15 protein-coding genes and 1 pseudogene are annotated in these 16,815 nt (G+C 71.2%); 4 read left to right on the top strand and 12 right to left on the bottom strand.

Going from position 1 to position 16,815, the window contains the following annotated elements; translation table 11 throughout:
* Positions 1 to 260 precede the first annotated feature (260 nt).
* On the top strand, positions 261 to 1,589 hold the full coding sequence (locus AB0D99_RS27580; protein ID WP_362367819.1) for a UDP-glucose/GDP-mannose dehydrogenase family protein: 1,329 nt from the start codon (positions 261 to 263) through the stop codon (positions 1,587 to 1,589).
* 98 nt (positions 1,590 to 1,687) lie between these two features.
* Here AB0D99_RS27580 and AB0D99_RS27575 read toward each other — a convergent pair whose 3' ends face one another.
* The 4 genes from AB0D99_RS27575 to AB0D99_RS27560 all read right to left on the bottom strand — a co-directional run bounded on the left by AB0D99_RS27575 (position 1,688) and on the right by AB0D99_RS27560 (position 5,748).
* On the bottom strand, positions 1,688 to 2,608 hold the full coding sequence (locus AB0D99_RS27575; RefSeq protein WP_362367816.1) for a membrane dipeptidase: 921 nt from the start codon (positions 2,606 to 2,608) through the stop codon (positions 1,688 to 1,690).
* Between the two features lie 142 nt (positions 2,609 to 2,750).
* Entirely contained in the window at positions 2,751 to 3,965 is a 1,215-nt protein-coding gene (locus AB0D99_RS27570) for a dipeptidase (RefSeq protein ID WP_362367813.1), read from the bottom strand.
* Positions 3,962 to 4,492 (bottom strand): 5-(carboxyamino)imidazole ribonucleotide mutase, encoded by a 531-nt coding sequence (purE, locus tag AB0D99_RS27565; protein WP_362367810.1) that lies wholly within the window; start codon positions 4,490 to 4,492, stop codon positions 3,962 to 3,964. The genes AB0D99_RS27570 and purE overlap by 4 nt, the downstream gene beginning before the upstream one ends.
* Positions 4,489 to 5,748 (bottom strand): 5-(carboxyamino)imidazole ribonucleotide synthase, encoded by a 1,260-nt coding sequence (locus tag AB0D99_RS27560; protein WP_362367807.1) that lies wholly within the window; start codon positions 5,746 to 5,748, stop codon positions 4,489 to 4,491. Before AB0D99_RS27560 ends, purE begins: the two co-directional genes overlap by 4 nt.
* A 44-nt stretch (positions 5,749 to 5,792) precedes the next feature.
* Here AB0D99_RS27560 and AB0D99_RS27555 point away from each other — a divergent pair, with 44 nt between their 5' ends.
* Complete coding sequence (locus AB0D99_RS27555; RefSeq protein ID WP_362367804.1) at positions 5,793 to 6,311, top strand: GtrA family protein; 519 nt, start codon at positions 5,793 to 5,795, stop codon at positions 6,309 to 6,311.
* A gap of 89 nt (positions 6,312 to 6,400) precedes the next feature.
* Here the strand turns inward: AB0D99_RS27555 and AB0D99_RS27550 are convergent.
* Positions 6,401 to 7,618: pseudogene (locus AB0D99_RS27550) on the bottom strand (ATP-binding protein); the annotation flags it as partial.
* A gap of 128 nt (positions 7,619 to 7,746) precedes the next feature.
* The gene (locus AB0D99_RS27545; protein WP_260230159.1) at positions 7,747 to 8,424 is read right to left on the bottom strand and encodes a response regulator transcription factor; all 678 of its coding nucleotides are present in this window, start codon (positions 8,422 to 8,424) and stop codon (positions 7,747 to 7,749) included.
* Positions 8,425 to 8,851: 427 nt separating this feature from the next.
* Between AB0D99_RS27545 and AB0D99_RS27540 the strand changes: the two genes are divergently transcribed.
* The gene (locus tag AB0D99_RS27540; RefSeq protein WP_362367801.1) at positions 8,852 to 10,372 is read left to right on the top strand and encodes an oligopeptide:H+ symporter; all 1,521 of its coding nucleotides are present in this window, start codon (positions 8,852 to 8,854) and stop codon (positions 10,370 to 10,372) included.
* Between the two features lie 81 nt (positions 10,373 to 10,453).
* On the opposite strand, the gene AB0D99_RS27535 is transcribed toward AB0D99_RS27540, so the two are convergent.
* From AB0D99_RS27535 to AB0D99_RS27510, 6 genes are all read right to left on the bottom strand, one after another.
* The gene (locus AB0D99_RS27535; protein WP_362367798.1) at positions 10,454 to 11,791 is read right to left on the bottom strand and encodes a hypothetical protein; all 1,338 of its coding nucleotides are present in this window, start codon (positions 11,789 to 11,791) and stop codon (positions 10,454 to 10,456) included.
* A gap of 14 nt (positions 11,792 to 11,805) precedes the next feature.
* The gene (locus tag AB0D99_RS27530) at positions 11,806 to 12,954 is read right to left on the bottom strand and encodes a hypothetical protein (protein WP_362367795.1); all 1,149 of its coding nucleotides are present in this window, start codon (positions 12,952 to 12,954) and stop codon (positions 11,806 to 11,808) included.
* Entirely contained in the window at positions 12,951 to 13,826 is an 876-nt protein-coding gene (locus tag AB0D99_RS27525) for a hypothetical protein (protein ID WP_362367792.1), read from the bottom strand. Before AB0D99_RS27525 ends, AB0D99_RS27530 begins: the two co-directional genes overlap by 4 nt.
* On the bottom strand, positions 13,826 to 14,491 hold the full coding sequence (locus AB0D99_RS27520) for a peptidase (protein WP_362367789.1): 666 nt from the start codon (positions 14,489 to 14,491) through the stop codon (positions 13,826 to 13,828). The genes AB0D99_RS27525 and AB0D99_RS27520 overlap by 1 nt, the downstream gene beginning before the upstream one ends.
* Before the next feature lie 145 nt (positions 14,492 to 14,636).
* A complete protein-coding gene (locus AB0D99_RS27515; protein WP_362367786.1) occupies positions 14,637 to 15,110 on the bottom strand; it encodes an ATP-binding protein in 474 nt (157 codons plus the stop codon).
* Between the two features lie 110 nt (positions 15,111 to 15,220).
* Positions 15,221 to 15,589 (bottom strand): STAS domain-containing protein, encoded by a 369-nt coding sequence (locus AB0D99_RS27510; RefSeq protein ID WP_362367783.1) that lies wholly within the window; start codon positions 15,587 to 15,589, stop codon positions 15,221 to 15,223.
* Between the two features lie 210 nt (positions 15,590 to 15,799).
* Here AB0D99_RS27510 and AB0D99_RS27505 point away from each other — a divergent pair, with 210 nt between their 5' ends.
* Positions 15,800 to 16,717, top strand: a complete 918-nt coding sequence (locus AB0D99_RS27505; RefSeq protein ID WP_362367780.1) for an RNA polymerase sigma factor SigF — start codon at positions 15,800 to 15,802, stop codon at positions 16,715 to 16,717.
* The last annotated feature ends 98 nt before the right edge of the window (positions 16,718 to 16,815 follow it).

The raw sequence follows: 16,815 nt of genomic DNA, 5'->3' as shown, positions 1-16,815 counted from the left end.
ACCGCGGCGGCGAACGGCGTGATCTTCGCCTCCGCCAGCGCGCGGACCGTCTCCCGGAGCATGTCGTGCTCCTCGGACGGGCGATACAGGTCGAAATCAGCCGAACCAGCCATGATCACGCACTCCCCTGCCTGCTAACTACCGTTAAGTAACCCAAAGGGTAGGGCGTCACCGAGCATCGGACCAAGGTCCGGCCCGGGCCGGAGCGAGGCCCGACTATGCTCGGGCAGGCATTCCGCCCGACGTCACTGGAGTCCCGCATGGCCCTCAAGATCACCGTGATCGGCACCGGCTACCTCGGCGCCACGCACGCAGCGGCCATGGCGGAACTCGGCTTCGACGTGCTGGGCCTCGACGTCGTGCCCGAGAAGATCGAGCTGCTGGCCACCGGGCGCGTACCGATGTACGAGCCGGGACTGGAGGAGCTGCTGGCCCGGCACGTCGCCGGGATCGAGGGGTCGACGGGCCGGCTGCGCTTCACCACCTCCTGGGAGGAGGTGGGCGCCTTCGGCGACGTCCACTTCGTCTGCGTGAACACCCCGCAGAAGCACGGCGAGTACGCCTGTGACATGAGCTACGTCGACGCCGCGTTCACCTCGCTCGCCGGGGTCGTCCGGGACGGTGCGCTGGTCGTCGGCAAGTCGACCGTGCCGGTCGGCTCGGCCGACCGGCTCGCGGCGCTGCTGCCGGAGGGCGTCGAGCTGGCCTGGAACCCGGAGTTCCTGCGGGAGGGCTTCGCCGTCAAGGACACCCTGCACCCCGACCGGATCGTCGTCGGCGTGCGCGGCGGAGGGGCCGAGAAGCTGCTGCGCGAGGTGTACGCCGGGCCGATCGCGGAGGGCTCGCCGTTCGTGGTGACGGACTTCCCCACCTCGGAGCTGGTGAAGACCGCCGCGAACTCCTTCCTCGCCACCAAGATCTCCTTCATCAACGCGATGGCCGAGGTCTGTGAGGCGGCGGGCGGTGACGTCGCCAAGCTGGCGGAGGCGATCGGCTACGACGAGCGGATCGGGTCCAAGTTCCTGCGGGCCGGGATCGGCTTCGGCGGCGGCTGTCTGCCGAAGGACATCCGCGCCTTCATGGCGCGGGCCGGCGAGCTGGGCGCGGACCAGGCGCTGACCTTCCTGCGCGAGATCGACTCGATCAACATGCGGCGGCGCGGCCAGATGGTCGAGATGGCGCGTGAGGCGCTCGGCGGCGGCTCGTTCCTCGGGAAGCGGGTGGCGGTACTCGGCGCCACGTTCAAGCCGGACTCGGACGACGTCCGCGACTCGCCCGCGCTGAACGTGGCGGGCCAGATCCACCTCCAGGGCGGACAGGTCACGGTCTACGACCCCAAGGGCATGGAGAACGCGCGGCGGCTCTTCCCGACGCTGGGGTACGCGGACACGGCGCTGGACGCCGTGCGCGGAGCGGACGTGGTGCTGCACCTGACGGAGTGGCGCGAGTTCCGCGACGAGCTCGACCCGGCGGAGTTGGGGGCGGCGGTGACGTCGCGGGTGCTCCTGGACGGCCGCAACGCGCTGGACTCCGCGCGCTGGCGCGAGGCGGGGTGGACGTACCGCGCGATGGGCCGCCCGCGCGCCTGAGGCCGTGCGCCCGGCCCGCTGGCCCGGGACGGAGACGTGCGAACGCGCGCCGGTGCCCCGCCTCCCCCGTCGACCGGGGGCGGCGGGGCACCGGCGTGTCAGGCCGCGCGGCGAGGGCGCGCGGTGCGGGAGAGGAACTCGGTCTCGCGCAGCGCCCTGGTCGCGTTGGCGTGCGCCAGGGCGACCAGGTCCGGCGCGGGCCAGCCGCGGCGGAGGAGCTCGGCGAAGAGCGGGACGTAACCGCTCGCCGGGTCCAGGGTGCGGGAGATGCCGACGCAGTGCGGGCCGGCCGTCGCACGGAGGCGGTCGAGGACGTCGGCGGCGTCCGACGGGTCCGCGGCCACCGGGACCATGCAGACCCCGCCGTTCTCGGCGAGCAGTCCGAGGACGTCGTCCGGCAGTTGCCGCGGGTCGCCCCGGGTCAGCAGGACCGGGGCCCTGGTGAGCGCGAGGGTGCGGCGCACCGATTCGGGGTCGGCGCCGGAGAGGTCCACGGCGAGGCCCAGACGGTTCATCTCCCGTACGGCCTCCTTGCCGAAGCCGTCGAAGCGGGGCAGGTTGACGGCCCGTACCCCGAGCGCGTGGTAGGCCCGCAGCGTGGCGATCGAGCCGCCGACCGCCGCCCAGCTCACCGGGCCGAGGAGCACGGCGACCCGTCCGCAGTTGACCGCGTGGGCCATCTCGACGGTGGTGTGGGCGAGGCGCAGGTCCTCGGGGCAGGCGGCGACCAGCGCGCGGATCCCGTCGATCCGCCGCAGCGTGCCGAGCACGCCCTCGCCGGGTTCGACGTGCAGGGACCAGAACTGCGCGCCGGTCTCCGGCGCCCGCACCGGAGGAAGATCCTCCGGGTCGAACGCCCGGGGTGGTTCCGTGTGCCCCTCGACGACGGGCTGCGCCGCGAGGAGTGCCCGTGCTCGGGTCGACTCGTCGAGGGGCCGGGGTTGTTCGGGCAGGTCGGACTCTCCGGCGGAGCCGGTGGGAGCGACGGGGAAGGATGGGTGATCATCGAGATCTGCCATGGTGTGACTCCGAACTGAACGAGGCAGTACCGCCCACCGTGGCAGCCGCGCCCCCTCCCGGCGCGACGGGATGGTCCGTACGGGTGACCCGGTCCCGGACGCGCGAAGGCCCCGCCGAAGCGGGGCCCTCACTGACGATCCGTCAGGATGCGGAGGTGTCCAGCGAGTCGAGCGTGGCGTTCGACGGTGCCCGGGTCTCCCGCAGCTCGCGCGAGACGGCCTCCGCGTCCCGCAGCGCGCGGACCGCGTTGGACCAGGTGAGCTTGGCGAGGTCGGCGTGCGACCAGCCGCGGGTCAACAGCTCCGCGACCAGGTTCGGATAGCCCGCGACGTCGTCGAGGCCGGCCGGGGTGAACGCCGTGCCGTCGTAGTCGCCGCCGATGCCGATGTGGTCGATGCCGGCGACCTCGCGCATGTGGTCGAGGTGGTCGGCCACGGTCGCCGAGGTGGCGACCGGACGCGGGTTCTCCGCCTCGAACGCGCGGTGGACGCTCATCGCCGCCGGGGTGGTGTCGAGGTGGTGCAGTCCGTGCGCCCGCATGTTCTCGTCGGCGCGGGCCGTCCACTCCACCGCGGCGGGGAGGATGAACTTCGGCACGAACGTCGCCATCGCCACTCCCCCGTTGGCGGGCAGCTGCGCCAGCACGTCGTCGGGGATGTTCCGCGGGTGGTCGCAGACCGCGCGCGCGGAGGAGTGCGAGAAGATCACCGGCGCGACGGCGGTGGCCAGCGCGTCCCGCATCGTCGTCGCGGCGACGTGCGAGAGGTCGACGAGCATTCCGACCCGGTTCATCTCCCGGACGACCTCGTGGCCGAAGGGGGAGAGACCGCCGACGCCGGGCTCGTCCGTCGCCGAGTCCGCCCACGCCGTGTTGTCGTTGTGGGTGAGCGTCATGTAGCGCACGCCCAGGGTGTGCAGCGCGCGCAGCGTGGCGAGGGAGTTGTTGACGCAGTGGCCGCCCTCGGCTCCCTTGAGGGAGGCGATGCGGCCCTCCTTGCGCGCCGACTCCATGTCGTCCGCGGTCAGGGCGGGGGCGAGATCGGCGGCGTACCGGTCGAGCAGCTGGTCGACGATGTCGATCTGCTCCAGGGTCGCGCTGACCGCGTCGTCACCGGTCAGCTCGCACGACACGTACACCGACCAGAACTGCGCGCCGACCCCGCCGGCGCGCAGCCGGGCCAGGTCCGTGTGGAGCACGCCCGTCTGGTCGGCGGCGATGTCGAGCCGGTCCAGGTCGTACGCCGCGTGCTTGCGCAGCGCCCACGGCAGGTCGTTGTGGCCGTCGACGACCGGGGTGGAGGCGAGCAGCTCCCTCGCCTCCGCCAGCCGGCCGGCCGTGTCCGCCGGGCGGCTCACTTGGCGAAGCCGAACGACTCCGAGCCCTCGACCTTGGCCCGCAGCCGCTTGCCCTTCTCGGTCGCCTGGTCGTTCAGCTCCTGCTGGAACTCCCGCATCCGGCCGAGCAGTTCGGCATCGTGCGCGGCGAGGATCCGGGCCGCGAGCAGGCCGGCGTTGCGCGCCCCGCCGACGGAGACCGTGGCCACCGGCACACCGGCCGGCATCTGCACGATGGAGAGGAGCGAGTCCATGCCGTCGAGGTACTTCAGCGGGACCGGTACGCCGATGACCGGGAGCGGGGTCACCGAGGCGAGCATCCCCGGGAGATGGGCGGCGCCGCCGGCACCCGCGATGATCGCCTTCAGGCCGCGGTCGGCCGCCTCCTCGCCGTACGCCACCATCTCGCGCGGCATCCGGTGCGCGGAGACGACGTCCACCTCGTACGGGATCTCGAACTCGTCGAGGGCCTGGGCCGCGGCCTCCATGACGGGCCAGTCGGAGTCGGATCCCATGACGATGCCTACGACGGGGCTCACAGGGCTCATTCGGTGATCGTTCCTCGCAGATAGCCGGCGGCGTGACGGGCGCGCTCCAGCACGTCGTCGAGGTCGTCGCCGTAGGTGTTGACGTGCCCCACCTTGCGGCCGGGCTTCACGTCCTTGCCGTACATATGGATCTTGAGCTGCGGATCCCGGGCCATGCAGTGCAGATACGCGTAGTACATGTCCGGGTAGTCCCCGCCCAGCACATTGCACATGACCGTCCACGGGGCGCGCGGGCGCGGATCGCCCAGCGGCAGGTCGAGGACGGCCCGGACGTGGTTGGCGAACTGCGAGGTGATCGCGCCGTCCTGGGTCCAGTGGCCGGAGTTGTGCGGACGCATGGCGAGTTCGTTGACGAGGATCCGTCCGTCGGTGGTCTCGAAGAGCTCCACGGCCAGGTGGCCGACGACGTCGAGCTCCTTCGCGATCCGCAGCGCCAGCTCCTGCGCCTGGCCGGCCAGCTCGGCCGACAGGTTCGGCGCGGGTGCGATCACGGTGTCGCAGACGCCGTCGACCTGCTGGGACTCGACGACCGGGTACGCGACGGCCTGGCCGTGCGGGGAGCGGACGATGTTCGCGGCGAGTTCGCGCGAGAAGTCGACCTTCTCCTCCGCCAGGACCGCGACGCCCGCGCGGAAGGGGTCGTGGGCGTCCTCCTCGGAGCGGACGAACCAGACGCCCTTGCCGTCGTAGCCGCCGCTCACGGTCTTGAGGATGATCGGGAAGCCGCCCCCCTCCGCCGCGAAGGCCGCCGCGTCCGCCGGATCGGCGACGATGCGGTGGCGGGGGCTGGGCGCACCGATCTCGTCGAGCTTGGCGCGCATCACCCCCTTGTCCTGGGCGTGCACCAGCGCGGCGAGTCCCGGGCGGACGACGACGCCGTCCTCCTCCAGGGCTCGCAGATGCTCCGCGGGGACGTGCTCGTGATCGAAGGTGATCACGTCACATCCACTCGCGAAGTCACGCAGCGTAGCCAGGTCGCGATAGTCGCCGATGACGACCTCGCTCACCACCTGGGCCGCCGAGTCCTGCGGGGTGTCACTGAGCAGCTTGAACTTGATGCCGAGGGGGATGCCCGCCTCGTGGGTCATACGGGCGAGCTGACCGCCACCGACCATGCCGACTACCGGGAACGTCACCCTCTTAGGGTATCCGCACCATGCGCGGAGCCTCCCCCGCCTGTGCTTTACGACAGCTCGCCCGGGCTTTCCCACGGTTTGCCATCTCTCCGGGCAGGTGCCAAACGGTCTGGTTAGCATGGCTGGGTCGACGAATTCCGAACGGACGGGGCTGAGCAATCACCATGAGTGAACCCAGCGCACTGCGTGTGCGGCTTGAACGGCTCGCGCGCGAGTTCGCGAAGTTCGGTGCCGTCGGCGGTGTCGGCCTCCTGGTGGACCTCGGGGTCTTCAACCTCGTACGTCATCTCACCGAGGTCCCCGTCGTCCGGGCGAGCATCATCGCCACCGTCGTCGCCATCGGCTTCAACTACCTGGGCTTCCGGTACTTCACCTACCGGGACCGCGACAAGAGCAGCCGGACGAAGGAGCTGACGCTCTTCCTGCTGTTCAGCGTCGCCGGCCTGGTGATCCAGAACGGCATCCTGTACGCGGCGACGTACGGCTTCGGCTGGGACACCCCCCTTCAGAGCAACGTCTTCAAGTTCCTGGGGATCGGTGTCGCGACGCTGTTCCGGTTCTGGTCGTACCGGACCTGGGTGTTCCGTACGCTGCCCGCGCGGGAGGCGGTCCAGACCGCCGAATCGTTCCTGGAGCAGGCCCCGCAGCAGGCGACCAGGAAGCAGCCCGACCGGGTGCCGTAGGGCGCCGTCCCGTCCCTTCGTCTCCTGGAGCGCCCGGTCCGCTCGGGGCCCGGGCGCTCCTGGTCCTTGCGGCTCTTGACCTCGCGGCCCAGGAAGAGCGCGAACACCGGGGGCTGCTGCTGGAGCAGCTCCAGTCGGCCGCCGTCCGCCTCGGCGAGGTCACGGGCGACGGCGAGTCCGATGCCGGTGGAGTTGCGGCCGCTGATGGTCCGCTCGAAGATCCGCGCCCCGAGATCGGCGGGGACGCCCGGGCCCTCGTCGGTGACCTCGATCACGGACTGGTTGCCGGTGACCCGGGTGCGCAGGGCGACGGTGCCGCCGCCGTGCATGAGCGAGTTCTCGATCAGGGCGGCGAGGACCTGGGCCACGGCGCCCGGGGTGCCGACCGCGCGCATCCCCTGCTTGCCCGAGTGGACGATGGCCCGGCCCGCGCTGCGGTAGGCCGGGCGCCACTCCTCGATCTGCTGCTTGACGACCTCGTCGACGTCGAAGGCGATGGCGGAGCCCGTGCGGGGGTCGCGCGAGTTGGTGAGCAGCCGCTCCACGACGTCGGTGAGCCGCTCCACCTGCGTGAGCGCGATCGTCGCCTCCTCCTTGACCGAGTCCAGGTCATCGGCGAGGGCGACCTCCTCCAGGCGCATGGAGAGCGCCGTGAGGGGCGTACGGAGCTGGTGCGAGGCGTCCGCGGCGAGCCGGCGCTCGGCGGTGAGCATCCTGCCGATCCGCTCGGCGGAGGCGTCCAGGACGTCGGCGACCCGGTCGAGCTCCGGCACCCCGTACCGCTTGTGGCGGGGGCGGGGGTCGCCGGAGCCGAGGCGTTCGGCGGTCTCGGCGAGGTCGGTGAGGGGGGACGTCAGCCGGTTGGCCTGCCGTACGGCGAGCAGGACGGCGGCGATGACGGCCAGCAGGGCCACCGCCCCGATGATCAGGAGGGTGCGGCCCACCTCGGAGGTGATGGTGGAGCGGGACTCCTCGACGGTGACGGTCTCCCCGCGCTCGCCCACGGCGCTGCCGCGGATGACGCTGCCCTCGGGGCGGGTGCCGATCTCGATGGGGGCGCGGCCGGGGATCTCGATCAGGGCGTACCGCTTGGCGCCGCTCTGCTCGGCGAGGATGTCGGGGTTGACGGGCTCCCCGCCGATGAGCCGGCTGTCGACGATGGAGACGAGGCGGACGGCCTCGGAGTCGACGCTCTCCTGGGCGCTGCTGGAGATGGTCCGCGTCTCGACGATGACGAGGGACACCCCGAAGACGGCGATGACGACGAGGACGACGGCGAGCGTGGAGTTGATCAGGCGGCGACGCACTGTGCCCTCCGGGCGGGGTGACACGACGGACGCGTCGAGCCTACGGCGTGAGCGGAGGTGCACGGGCCCGCGCCGATGGCGCCCTTCCCCGGGCGGCCCCGTCCGGCACCGGCGTGGGCCCGGGCCGGCTAGCTCTTCTCGAAGCGGAAGCCGACGCCCCGGACGGTGGCGATGTAGCGCGGGTTCGCCGCGTCGTCGCCGAGCTTCTTGCGGAGCCAGGAGATGTGCATGTCGAGGGTCTTGGTCGACGACCACCAGGTGGTGTCCCAGACCTCCCGCATCAGCTGGTCGCGGGTCACGACCCGGCCGGCGTCCCGGACGAGGACCCGGAGCAGGTCGAACTCCTTCGCGGTGAGCTGGAGCTCCTCGTCGCCCATCCAGGCGCGGTGCGACTCCACGTCGATGCGGACGCCGTGCGTCGCGGGGGCGACCGCCGGCTCCGTGGAGCCGCGCCGGAGCAGGGCCCGGACGCGGGCGAGGAGTTCGGCGAGGCGGAAGGGCTTGGTGACGTAGTCGTCGGCTCCCGCGTCGAGCCCGACGACCGTGTCGACCTCGTCCGCGCGGGCGGTGAGCACCAGGATCGGAACCGTGTGGCCCTCGGAGCGCAGCCTCCGGGCGACCTCAAGGCCGTCCATGCCGGGCAGCCCGAGGTCGAGCACGACGAGGTCGACTCCGCCCTGGAGTCCGGCGTCGAGTGCGGTGGGGCCGTCCTCCCGCACCTCGACCTCGTATCCCTCTCTCCGCAGCGCTCGGGCCAGCGGCTCCGAGATGGATGCGTCGTCCTCGGCGAGCAGTACACGGGTCATGGGGTGATGGTAGTCCGCACCGCGGACACCCCGGGGCATGATCCACAGGGCCGTGACCGCTCCTGCGGATCAAGGTGGGTAACCTGCACATGACCTTCGAATGAGGGCTTGTGGTTCCACGGCCACCTGTGATCCATCTCTCAAGTCCTTCCATATCCGGCACTGTCGTGGCGTATGGTGGCGAGGCATCAATTGCGGTAATCGGGGACCTTTGGCTCGCTTCGCGCGACCGAGGTCCTCTTTCTGCGTGAGGTCGGCTACGCCAACCTCGATGACAGTGAACGACCTGTGGGCCGGGTCCCGAGACGCGATGCGGCGTCAGGGGCGTGGATCCCGGTGGGGTGCGACCACTCCCCGCCGGTGCCGGCCTCCCCCACCGGGCGCACCACGCTCACAAGGCGCGCGTCCCGACAGAGCAAGGATCGACATGGCGTCCAGCCTGACGACGGCTTCGACCGGAACTCCCCGGTACCAGAAGACGTTCCTCGGCCACCCCCGCGGCCTGACCACCCTCTTCTTCACCGAGATGTGGGAGCGCTTCTCCTACTACGGGATGCGGGCACTGCTGGTGTACTACCTGGTCTCCGGTGGCGCGGACGCCGCTGTGGGCAGCCAGGGCGGCGGCCTGGCGATGAGGGCCGCCACCGCCACGGCCATCTACTCCGTGTACGTGTCGATGGTCTACCTGATGGCGATGCCGGGCGGCTGGTTCGGCGACCGCGTCTGGGGCGCCCGCAAGACTGTCACCATCGCCGGCTTCGTGATCATGGCGGGCCATGTGTCGCTGGCGCTGCCCGGCTCGGCGATGTTCTTCGTCGGCCTGGCGCTGGTGGCCGTCGGCTCGGGTCTGCTGAAGGCCAACATCTCGACGATGGTGGGTCACCTCTACGACGGTCCCGAGGACCCGCGTCGTGACGGAGGCTTCACGCTCTTCTACGTCGGCATCAACCTCGGCGCCTTCGTCGCTCCGCTCCTCATCGGAACGATCGGCAAGGAATACAACTGGCACCTCGGCTTCGCGCTCGCCGCGGTGGGCATGGGCCTGGGTCTCGCGGTCTTCCTGACCTTCGCCAAGAGCCTCAACCCCAAGAGCAGCGAGGTCCCGAACCCGCTCTCCTCCGACGAGCGCAAGGCGATCATCACCAAGGTCGCTCTCGTCGTCGCCCTCGTGGCCGTCTTCTACGGCATCGTCGTCGCCCTCGGCCTCTACACGCTGAACTGGGCCCTGGTCCCGCTGACCCTCGCCGGTCTGCTCATACCCATCGCCGTCCTGGCACGCATCAAGCGCGACAAGGACCTCAGCGCCGGCGAGCAGTCGAAGATGAACGGCTACATCTGGTTCTTCGTGGCCGCTGCGATCTTCTGGATGATCTACGACCAGGGCGGTTCGACGCTGTCGCTGTTCGCGGACGACAAGACCGCCGACACCGTCTTCGGCCTGGGCTTCTCCGCGACCTGGTACCAGTCCCTGAACCCGCTCTTCGTCATGGCGCTGGCCCCAGTGTTCGCCTGGCTGTGGCTGTGGCTGGCCCGTAAGAACCAGGAGCCGAACACCATCGTGAAGTTCGCGATGGGTCTGGTTCTCGTCGGTGCGTCCTTCTTCGTCTTCATCGTCCCGATGAACATGTCGGGCGACGGGACCCTGGTCTCCCCGATGTGGCTCGTCTCGATCTACATGATCCAGACCATCGGTGAGCTCTGCCTCTCCCCCGTGGGCCTCTCCGTCACAACGAAGATGGCTCCGCGGAAGTACGCCTCCCAGATGATGGGTGTCTGGTTCCTCGCCGTCACCGCCGGTGACTGCACCACCGGTCTGCTGTCCATCGCGGGCGTGGATCTGAACGGAACCGGGATCATCGCGATGCAGGCGACGCTCGCCGTCGCCGCCGGCTTCGCGATCTACATGTACCGCAAGAAGGTCCAGGCGCTCATGGGCACGGTCCACTGACGCCCACGTCCCACGCAGTACCCCCGGAGGGCCGCCGCACCGAATCGGTGCGGCGGCCCTCCGCCGTTTTCGGAACCCGTGTCAGCGACGCAGCCGCGCCCACGGGGTGAAGGTGAAGACCGCGCCGCCGAGCAGGATCACCGTGCCCGCGACCAGGGCGAGGGCGCGCAGGGCGCCGTCGTCCTCGGCGCCCGTCTCGGCGAGGCCGCCGCCCGAGCCGGCCGAGCCGGAGCCACCACCGGACGCCGCGTCACCGCCGCCCGAGGCGCCGCCCTCCTGCTTGGTCGTGTCGAGCTCCAGCGATGCCTGGACGGCGCCCTTGACCTGGCAGGGGATCACGATCGGCGAGCCGCCGAGCGAGACGTTGATGGTCAGGGTGCCGGGGCTGAGCGTCGCCTTGCCGCTCGCTCCGGGCTTGTACGTGCCCTTCATGTCCGGCAGGTCGACCGGCTTGCCCTGCTCCAGCGGCGCGGCGTTCGCCGGACCGTCGACCTTGACCGTGCCACTGTCGGCGCCGCCGAGCTTGACCGCCATGGAGGGCTTGAGCGCCCCGGCGGGAAGCGGGGCGGGGCTGTCCATGACGCCCTTGGCGGTCTTGACCGTGAGGTCGTAGCTGCCCCCGTTCTTCTTGGCGTTGATGGTCACCTTGGAGGTGATGTTCGCCGGGCCCGGCGACTGGCATGCGAACTGGACCGAGACCTCCTTGCCCGTGAAGTCGGTCTGCCCGCCGCCCCCTCCGGTGGTGCCGCCCGAGCCGCTGCTGCCGCCGGACGTCGTGCCCCCGGACGTGGTGCCGCCGGATGTGGAGCCGCCACTGGTGGTGCCGCCGGACGTCGTGCCGCCCGATGTGCTTCCACCCGAGGTGCTCGTGCCGCCGGACGAGCCGCCCCCGCTCTCCGACACCTTGATCGTCGCCCCGACCGCCACGGTCTCCTTCGGCGAACACTTCGTGTCCGTCGACATCGGCTTCGAGACGTTGATCGTGTACTTGTCCGGCGTCAGCGTGATCTCGCCCGCCTTCTCCAGCTTCAGTTTGCCCTTCATGTCCGGCAGGACCATCGGGCTGTTCTTCGGGATCGGCGGGTTCTGCCGCGGGCCCTCCATGGTCAGGGTGCCGCTCGCCGCTCCGCCGACCTTGACGACACCGGTCGGCTTCACCGTGTCCTTCTCCAGGTCGAGGATGTCGGGGTTCTTGGAAGCGGCCTCGACCGTCTTCCAGACGACCTCGACCTCGTCGCCGACCTTCGCCTCCGCCGGTGCGGTGATCTGCACCTTCGTGGTGCCCTGGACCGGCGGGAGGCCGGAGATGGACGGCGGAATGCACTCGGTCTTGTACGCGACCTCGGCGGCCTGAGCGGGGCTGGCGGCCAGCATGATCCCCGCGCCGCCGAGCATCAGCGCGACTCCCGCCGCGCTCATCCTCCGTTGCGTGCTCACTGATGTCCCTTCGTCGTCGGGCTGATCTCTGACGGTGCGGACGGTGCGGAGTCCGGGGTGAACCACGGCAGGACCGCGGTCGTGCTGGTGGTTTCGTCCCGCTCGGGGGCGGGGCCGTTCTCGGGTGTACGTACAAGGGCGCGGCGACGGCGGTGCCCGGCGCGGGCCGCGGCGGAGGCGCCCGGACGGACGCGGTCCACGACCGCCATGCCGACGCGGAAGAGCGCGGCCGGGACGACCACGGCGAGCAGCAGCCAGAAGAGCGTCACGCCCCAGGGCCGGCCGACCCCCCACGGCTGGTCGACGAGGACCTTGCCGGCGTATCTCACCGACACCTCGTAGTCGCCGTGCGCTCCCGCCGACAGCTCGACGGGCAGCTTGATCTGCGCCTTTCTTCCGGGCTCGATGGTGCCGCGCCACTGCCGTTCCTCGTACTGCGGCGAGAAGACGCCATGGGCGGTGCCGACCTGGAAGACCGGGTCCTTCACGGCCGACTGGCCGAGGTTCCCGACGGTGAAGACGATCTCGCGCCGGGCGGGCGCGCCGAACCAGACCAGGACTCCGCTGGAGCCTTCGAGGCGTACGGAGGCGAGGACGGCGAGCCTGCCGTCCCCGGTGGCCTCGGGCAGCGGGGCGGTCGGATGGCCGGCGACCGTGAAGGCGACGTCCACGACGTCCTGCTGCCCGGTGACCCCGGCCACGTGCACCACGCACGGGCAGGGCTTGGGCGGCTCGGCCACCGGCAGCTTCTGGCTGAAGGCGCCCCGGGCGTCGACGGTGGCGGCGCGGCCGAGCGTGTTGGCGCAGGAGTTGGTGCCCCCGATGACGCCCTTGCCGGGCGCGGACTGACCGCACATCAGCAGCATGAGCAGCGCCCCGGGCTTCCACCCGGATCCGCTCACGGTGATCTCGCCGCCCTTGCCTCCCTCGGTCTGTGACAGGGCGACGGTGGGCCCCGCAGCGGCGGACGCCCGGGGTGCGGGCAGCAGGGCGAGCGCGAGCGCGGCGAGGAGCAGCGCCACGACCGCCGCCGCCCGGAGGGGCGCGTCACGACGTGGACCGGACGCGGCCCGCCCGCCCGCGGCCGTGGCCCGCGCCGCGAACGGAGCGCTCCCGTCCCACCGCTCCGTACCGCTCGTCCTCATCGGTCCGCTCCTGCCGTCGCGTCCACCAACTGGGTCTCCTCCACGGGGGATCCGGGACCCTCCCCGGGCCGGCCGGCCCGGACGTCCCGGTCGCGGCGCCTTCGGGCCGCGAGGGCGGCCGCGCCCGCCATCACGAGCAGGGCGCCCGCCCCGCCGGCGATCGCGCCGCCGGAGACGAAGACCCGCTCGGCACGGGCGTCGGCCGCCGGGGCGCCCGGAGCCGTGGCCCGCACGTGGAGCGTGATCGAGTCGAGCGCGGGCGGGTCGGGCCAGGGCTCGCTTCGGGTGGCCCGTTCGCCGGGGCCGAGGGTGAGCGGCAGGGCCCGCGACGTGCGGTCGAGGACGGTGCCGCGGAGGCCCTCGGCGCGGAGGGAAAGGCTCGGGGCGAGCACCGTGTTGCCTCGGTTGACCAGGGTGTAGTGCACGGTGCCCGAGCCGTCGAGCCGTACCTTCTCGACGGTGAGCGCCGCCACGCTCGGCCCGCTCACCCGCAGATGCACCGGCACCCGCACCTGGCGCCCGCCCGCCTCCGCGCTCACGGTCCCCCGGTGCTCGCCGGGGGCGGTGCCGGCCGTGACGGTGACGGCGAACGGCACGTCCGCCCGGGTCCGCGCCGGCACCGTCACCGTCCGCGCGGCGAAGGCGAGCGGCGCTCCCCGCCCGTCGAGTCGTACCGTGAGCGGCTCCGGTCCCGGGTTGGTCACCGAGAGGGTGTCCTCCAGGACGCTTCCGGGAGGCCCCTCCAGATAGACGTACGGCCGCCCTTGGGCCGCGCCCGCCGTCCATCCCGGCGGCGGGGGCGCGGGCGCCGCGGCCACCGCCCCGAGCAGCGCGGCGGTCGCGGTCGCCGTACCGGCCCACGCCCCCCGCATCAGCGTGCCGTGCGCCGGGTGAGCCAGAGCACGCCGGCCGCGCCGGTCAGCAGCACCGTGCCGCCGAGGGTGGCCAGCGCCGTGGCGGAGTCGAGCGGTCCGGTCTTCGGCAGTTCGCCGCCGCTGGTGGACTGCGTCTCCCCCGAAGAGCTACCGCCTGCGGCCGTCACGTCGAGTTCGAGCGCCGGCGCGGGGTTGTTCTTGGGGGTGCAGACGGCCGCGTCCATGCCGAGGGCGTGGACGGTGAGCACCCCGGCCGTGAAGGTGACCTTTCCGCTCTTCTTCGGTGTGTACGTGCCCGTCAACTGCCCGATCTTGATGGGGGTGTTGGGCGGTATCGCGGTCGTGTTCGGCGTGCCCTTGACCTTGATCGTGCCCGAGTCCGCGCCGCCGAGCTTGAGCTCCGCGCGAGGCGTCATGACGCCCTTGGGCAGTTCGATGGGGCTGTCGGAGACGCCCTTCTCGAAGGACATGGTGATCGTGTAGCCGCTGCCGCTCCTGACGGCCGTGATGCCGACGGGCGAGACCGCGCCCTTGGGCCCGATCTTCGTCTCGCAGGCGTAGTCCACGTCGACGACGGCGGCCTGCGCCGCGGGGGCGGAGGCCAGCACCACCGAGCCCGCCGCCGCTGCCAGCGCGAAAGCTGTTCTCCTCCGGTACGGCACGATCCAAGCACCCCTCACCGCGAAGTTACTGACGGCTTATCAGATTGGGCGTCAAGGTACGCCTGGGGCGTTGTAGAGGGAAGACAAAGGGAGCACCGAAAGGCGCGCCCTTCGCGGGCGCGCCACGGATGGTCGTACGGATGTACTAGGCGGGAGCCGCCAGTTCGGCCCAGACCGTCTTGCCGGGGGCTCCGGGCCTGCGCTCGATGCCCCAGTCGAGGCAGAGCCGCTGCACGATGAACATGCCGTGCCCGCCGGGCCGTCCGGCCCGGTGCGGGGTGCGCGGCGCGGGCTGCCCCGTGCCGCGGTCGACGACCTCCAGGCGCAGCACCTTGGCGCGACGCAGCACCCGCAGCGTCTCGGGGCCGTCGGCATGCAGGCAGGCATTGGTGACCAGCTCGGAGACGACCAGCAGGACGTCCTCGGCGGCGGCCCGGGCGTCGGCGCCGATGGCCGGCAGCCAGCCCCAGTCGTAGAGCGCCGTCCTCGTGAAATCGCGGGCGAGCGGGACGGTGCCGCTGGTGGCGCCGAGCGCGAGCGTACGCACGTCGAGATCGACGGCGCCCACGACGGGCTCCACCGACTCCTCGATCTCCCTGCCACCGGCAGCAGTGTCCATCAGCGCTTCACCTCACCGATTCAACCGACTCAACGGAATCAACCGATTCACCAGACAACGGACCAAACCGGGGCTCTCCTGCCCGGTCTTTTCCCGACGACACCCGCCCCTCAGTCGGGCAGTGCCGCCGCGAGCGAGTCGTGCACGGTGAAGACGACGTCCGCACCGGTGATCTCGAAGACCCTGGCAACCGCCGGGCGCATCCCCGTCAGATGGACCCCGCCTCCCGCGGCGTCGGCCTTCAGCCGGGCCCCGAGGAGCACGTTGAGTCCGGTGGAGTCGCAGAAGTCGAGGCGCGAGCAGTCCACGACGAGCCGTGACCGGCCGGCGTCGAGGGCGCTGTCGAGTGGTGTACGCAACACATCGGCCGTGTGGTGATCGAGCTCACCCACCGGAGTGAGGACTTCGGTCCCCCCTACGGTGCGGACCTCGACCCGCAGCCTCCCAGGCTGCGCGCTGCCGATGTTCTGGCGGTCCATGCCCGTGCCTCTTCTCGCTCTCGCGGATGCCGGTTGACGTGCCACGAACCATACAAGCGACACGCCACAGCTTGCACCTGAACTCCACCACATACCTAACCAAAACGGACAATTGACACTTGCAACCATGCGTGTCGAGCAGGTAGGGCTAGGAGAGGACATCCGAAACGTCGGCCATGGAGGCGCCGCAAACCGCAGCAGGAAGCAACGATGGAGGAGACCATGTCACCCCGGCTCGACGCCCCGCGTACCCCCGACGCGCCGTCGGCAGAAGCAACTCCGCCCCCCACCCCGAGCCTTCCCCAGCAGTTCCACGGCGAGCTGACCGAGGAGCTGCCCGAGATCGGGCCCCTCGACCAGGTCGACCCGATCGACGCGCGGGCGCTGTCGAAGACGCTGTTCGCCCGGCTCGACGCCCTGGAAGAGGGCACGCACGAGTACGCGTACGTGCGCAACACCCTGGTCGAGCTCAACCTCGCCCTGGTCAAGTTCGCCGCCTCGCGGTTCCGCTCCCGCAGCGAGCCGATGGAGGACATCATCCAGGTCGGCACGATCGGTCTCATCAAGGCCATCGACCGCTTCGAACTGGCCCGCGGCGTCGAGTTCCCCACCTTCGCGATGCCGACGATCGTCGGCGAGATCAAGCGCTTCTTCCGCGACACCTCGTGGTCCGTGCGCGTCCCGCGCAGGCTCCAGGAACTCCGCCTCGACCTCGCCAAGGCCGGTGACGAGCTGTCCCAGCGGCTCGACCGCGCGCCGACCGTCGGCGAACTCGCCGAGGAGCTCGGCCTGAGCCGCGACGAGGTCGTCGAGGGCATGGCCGCCAGCAACGCCTACACCGCGAGTTCGCTGGACGCCCAGCCCGACGAGGACGACAGCGAGGGCGCGCTCGCCGACCGGATCGGCTACGAGGACCACGGCATCGAGGGCATCGAGTACGTCGAGTCCCTCAAGCCGATGATCGCCTCCCTGCCGCCCCGCGACCGGCGCATCCTCTCCCTCCGCTTCGTCGCCGGCATGACCCAGTCGGAGATCGGCGAGGAGCTGGGCATCTCCCAGATGCACGTCTCCCGGCTGCTCTCCCGGACACTGGGCAGACTGCGCAAGGGACTGACGCTGGAGGAGTGACCTCCGCGCTCCCCCTGAACGACGTGTGGAAAGGGCCCGTTCTTCACCGGACGGGCCCTTCCGCGTTATTGACGGAACACCCGGAATGGGACACATTG

Origin of the sequence: Streptomyces sp. NPDC047971, assembly GCF_040653355.1 — a bacterium.
GTDB lineage: Bacteria > Actinomycetota > Actinomycetes > Streptomycetales > Streptomycetaceae > Streptomyces.
The sequence above is the reverse complement of the archived record's forward strand: the minus strand, read 5'-3'. Positions and strand labels throughout refer to the sequence as shown.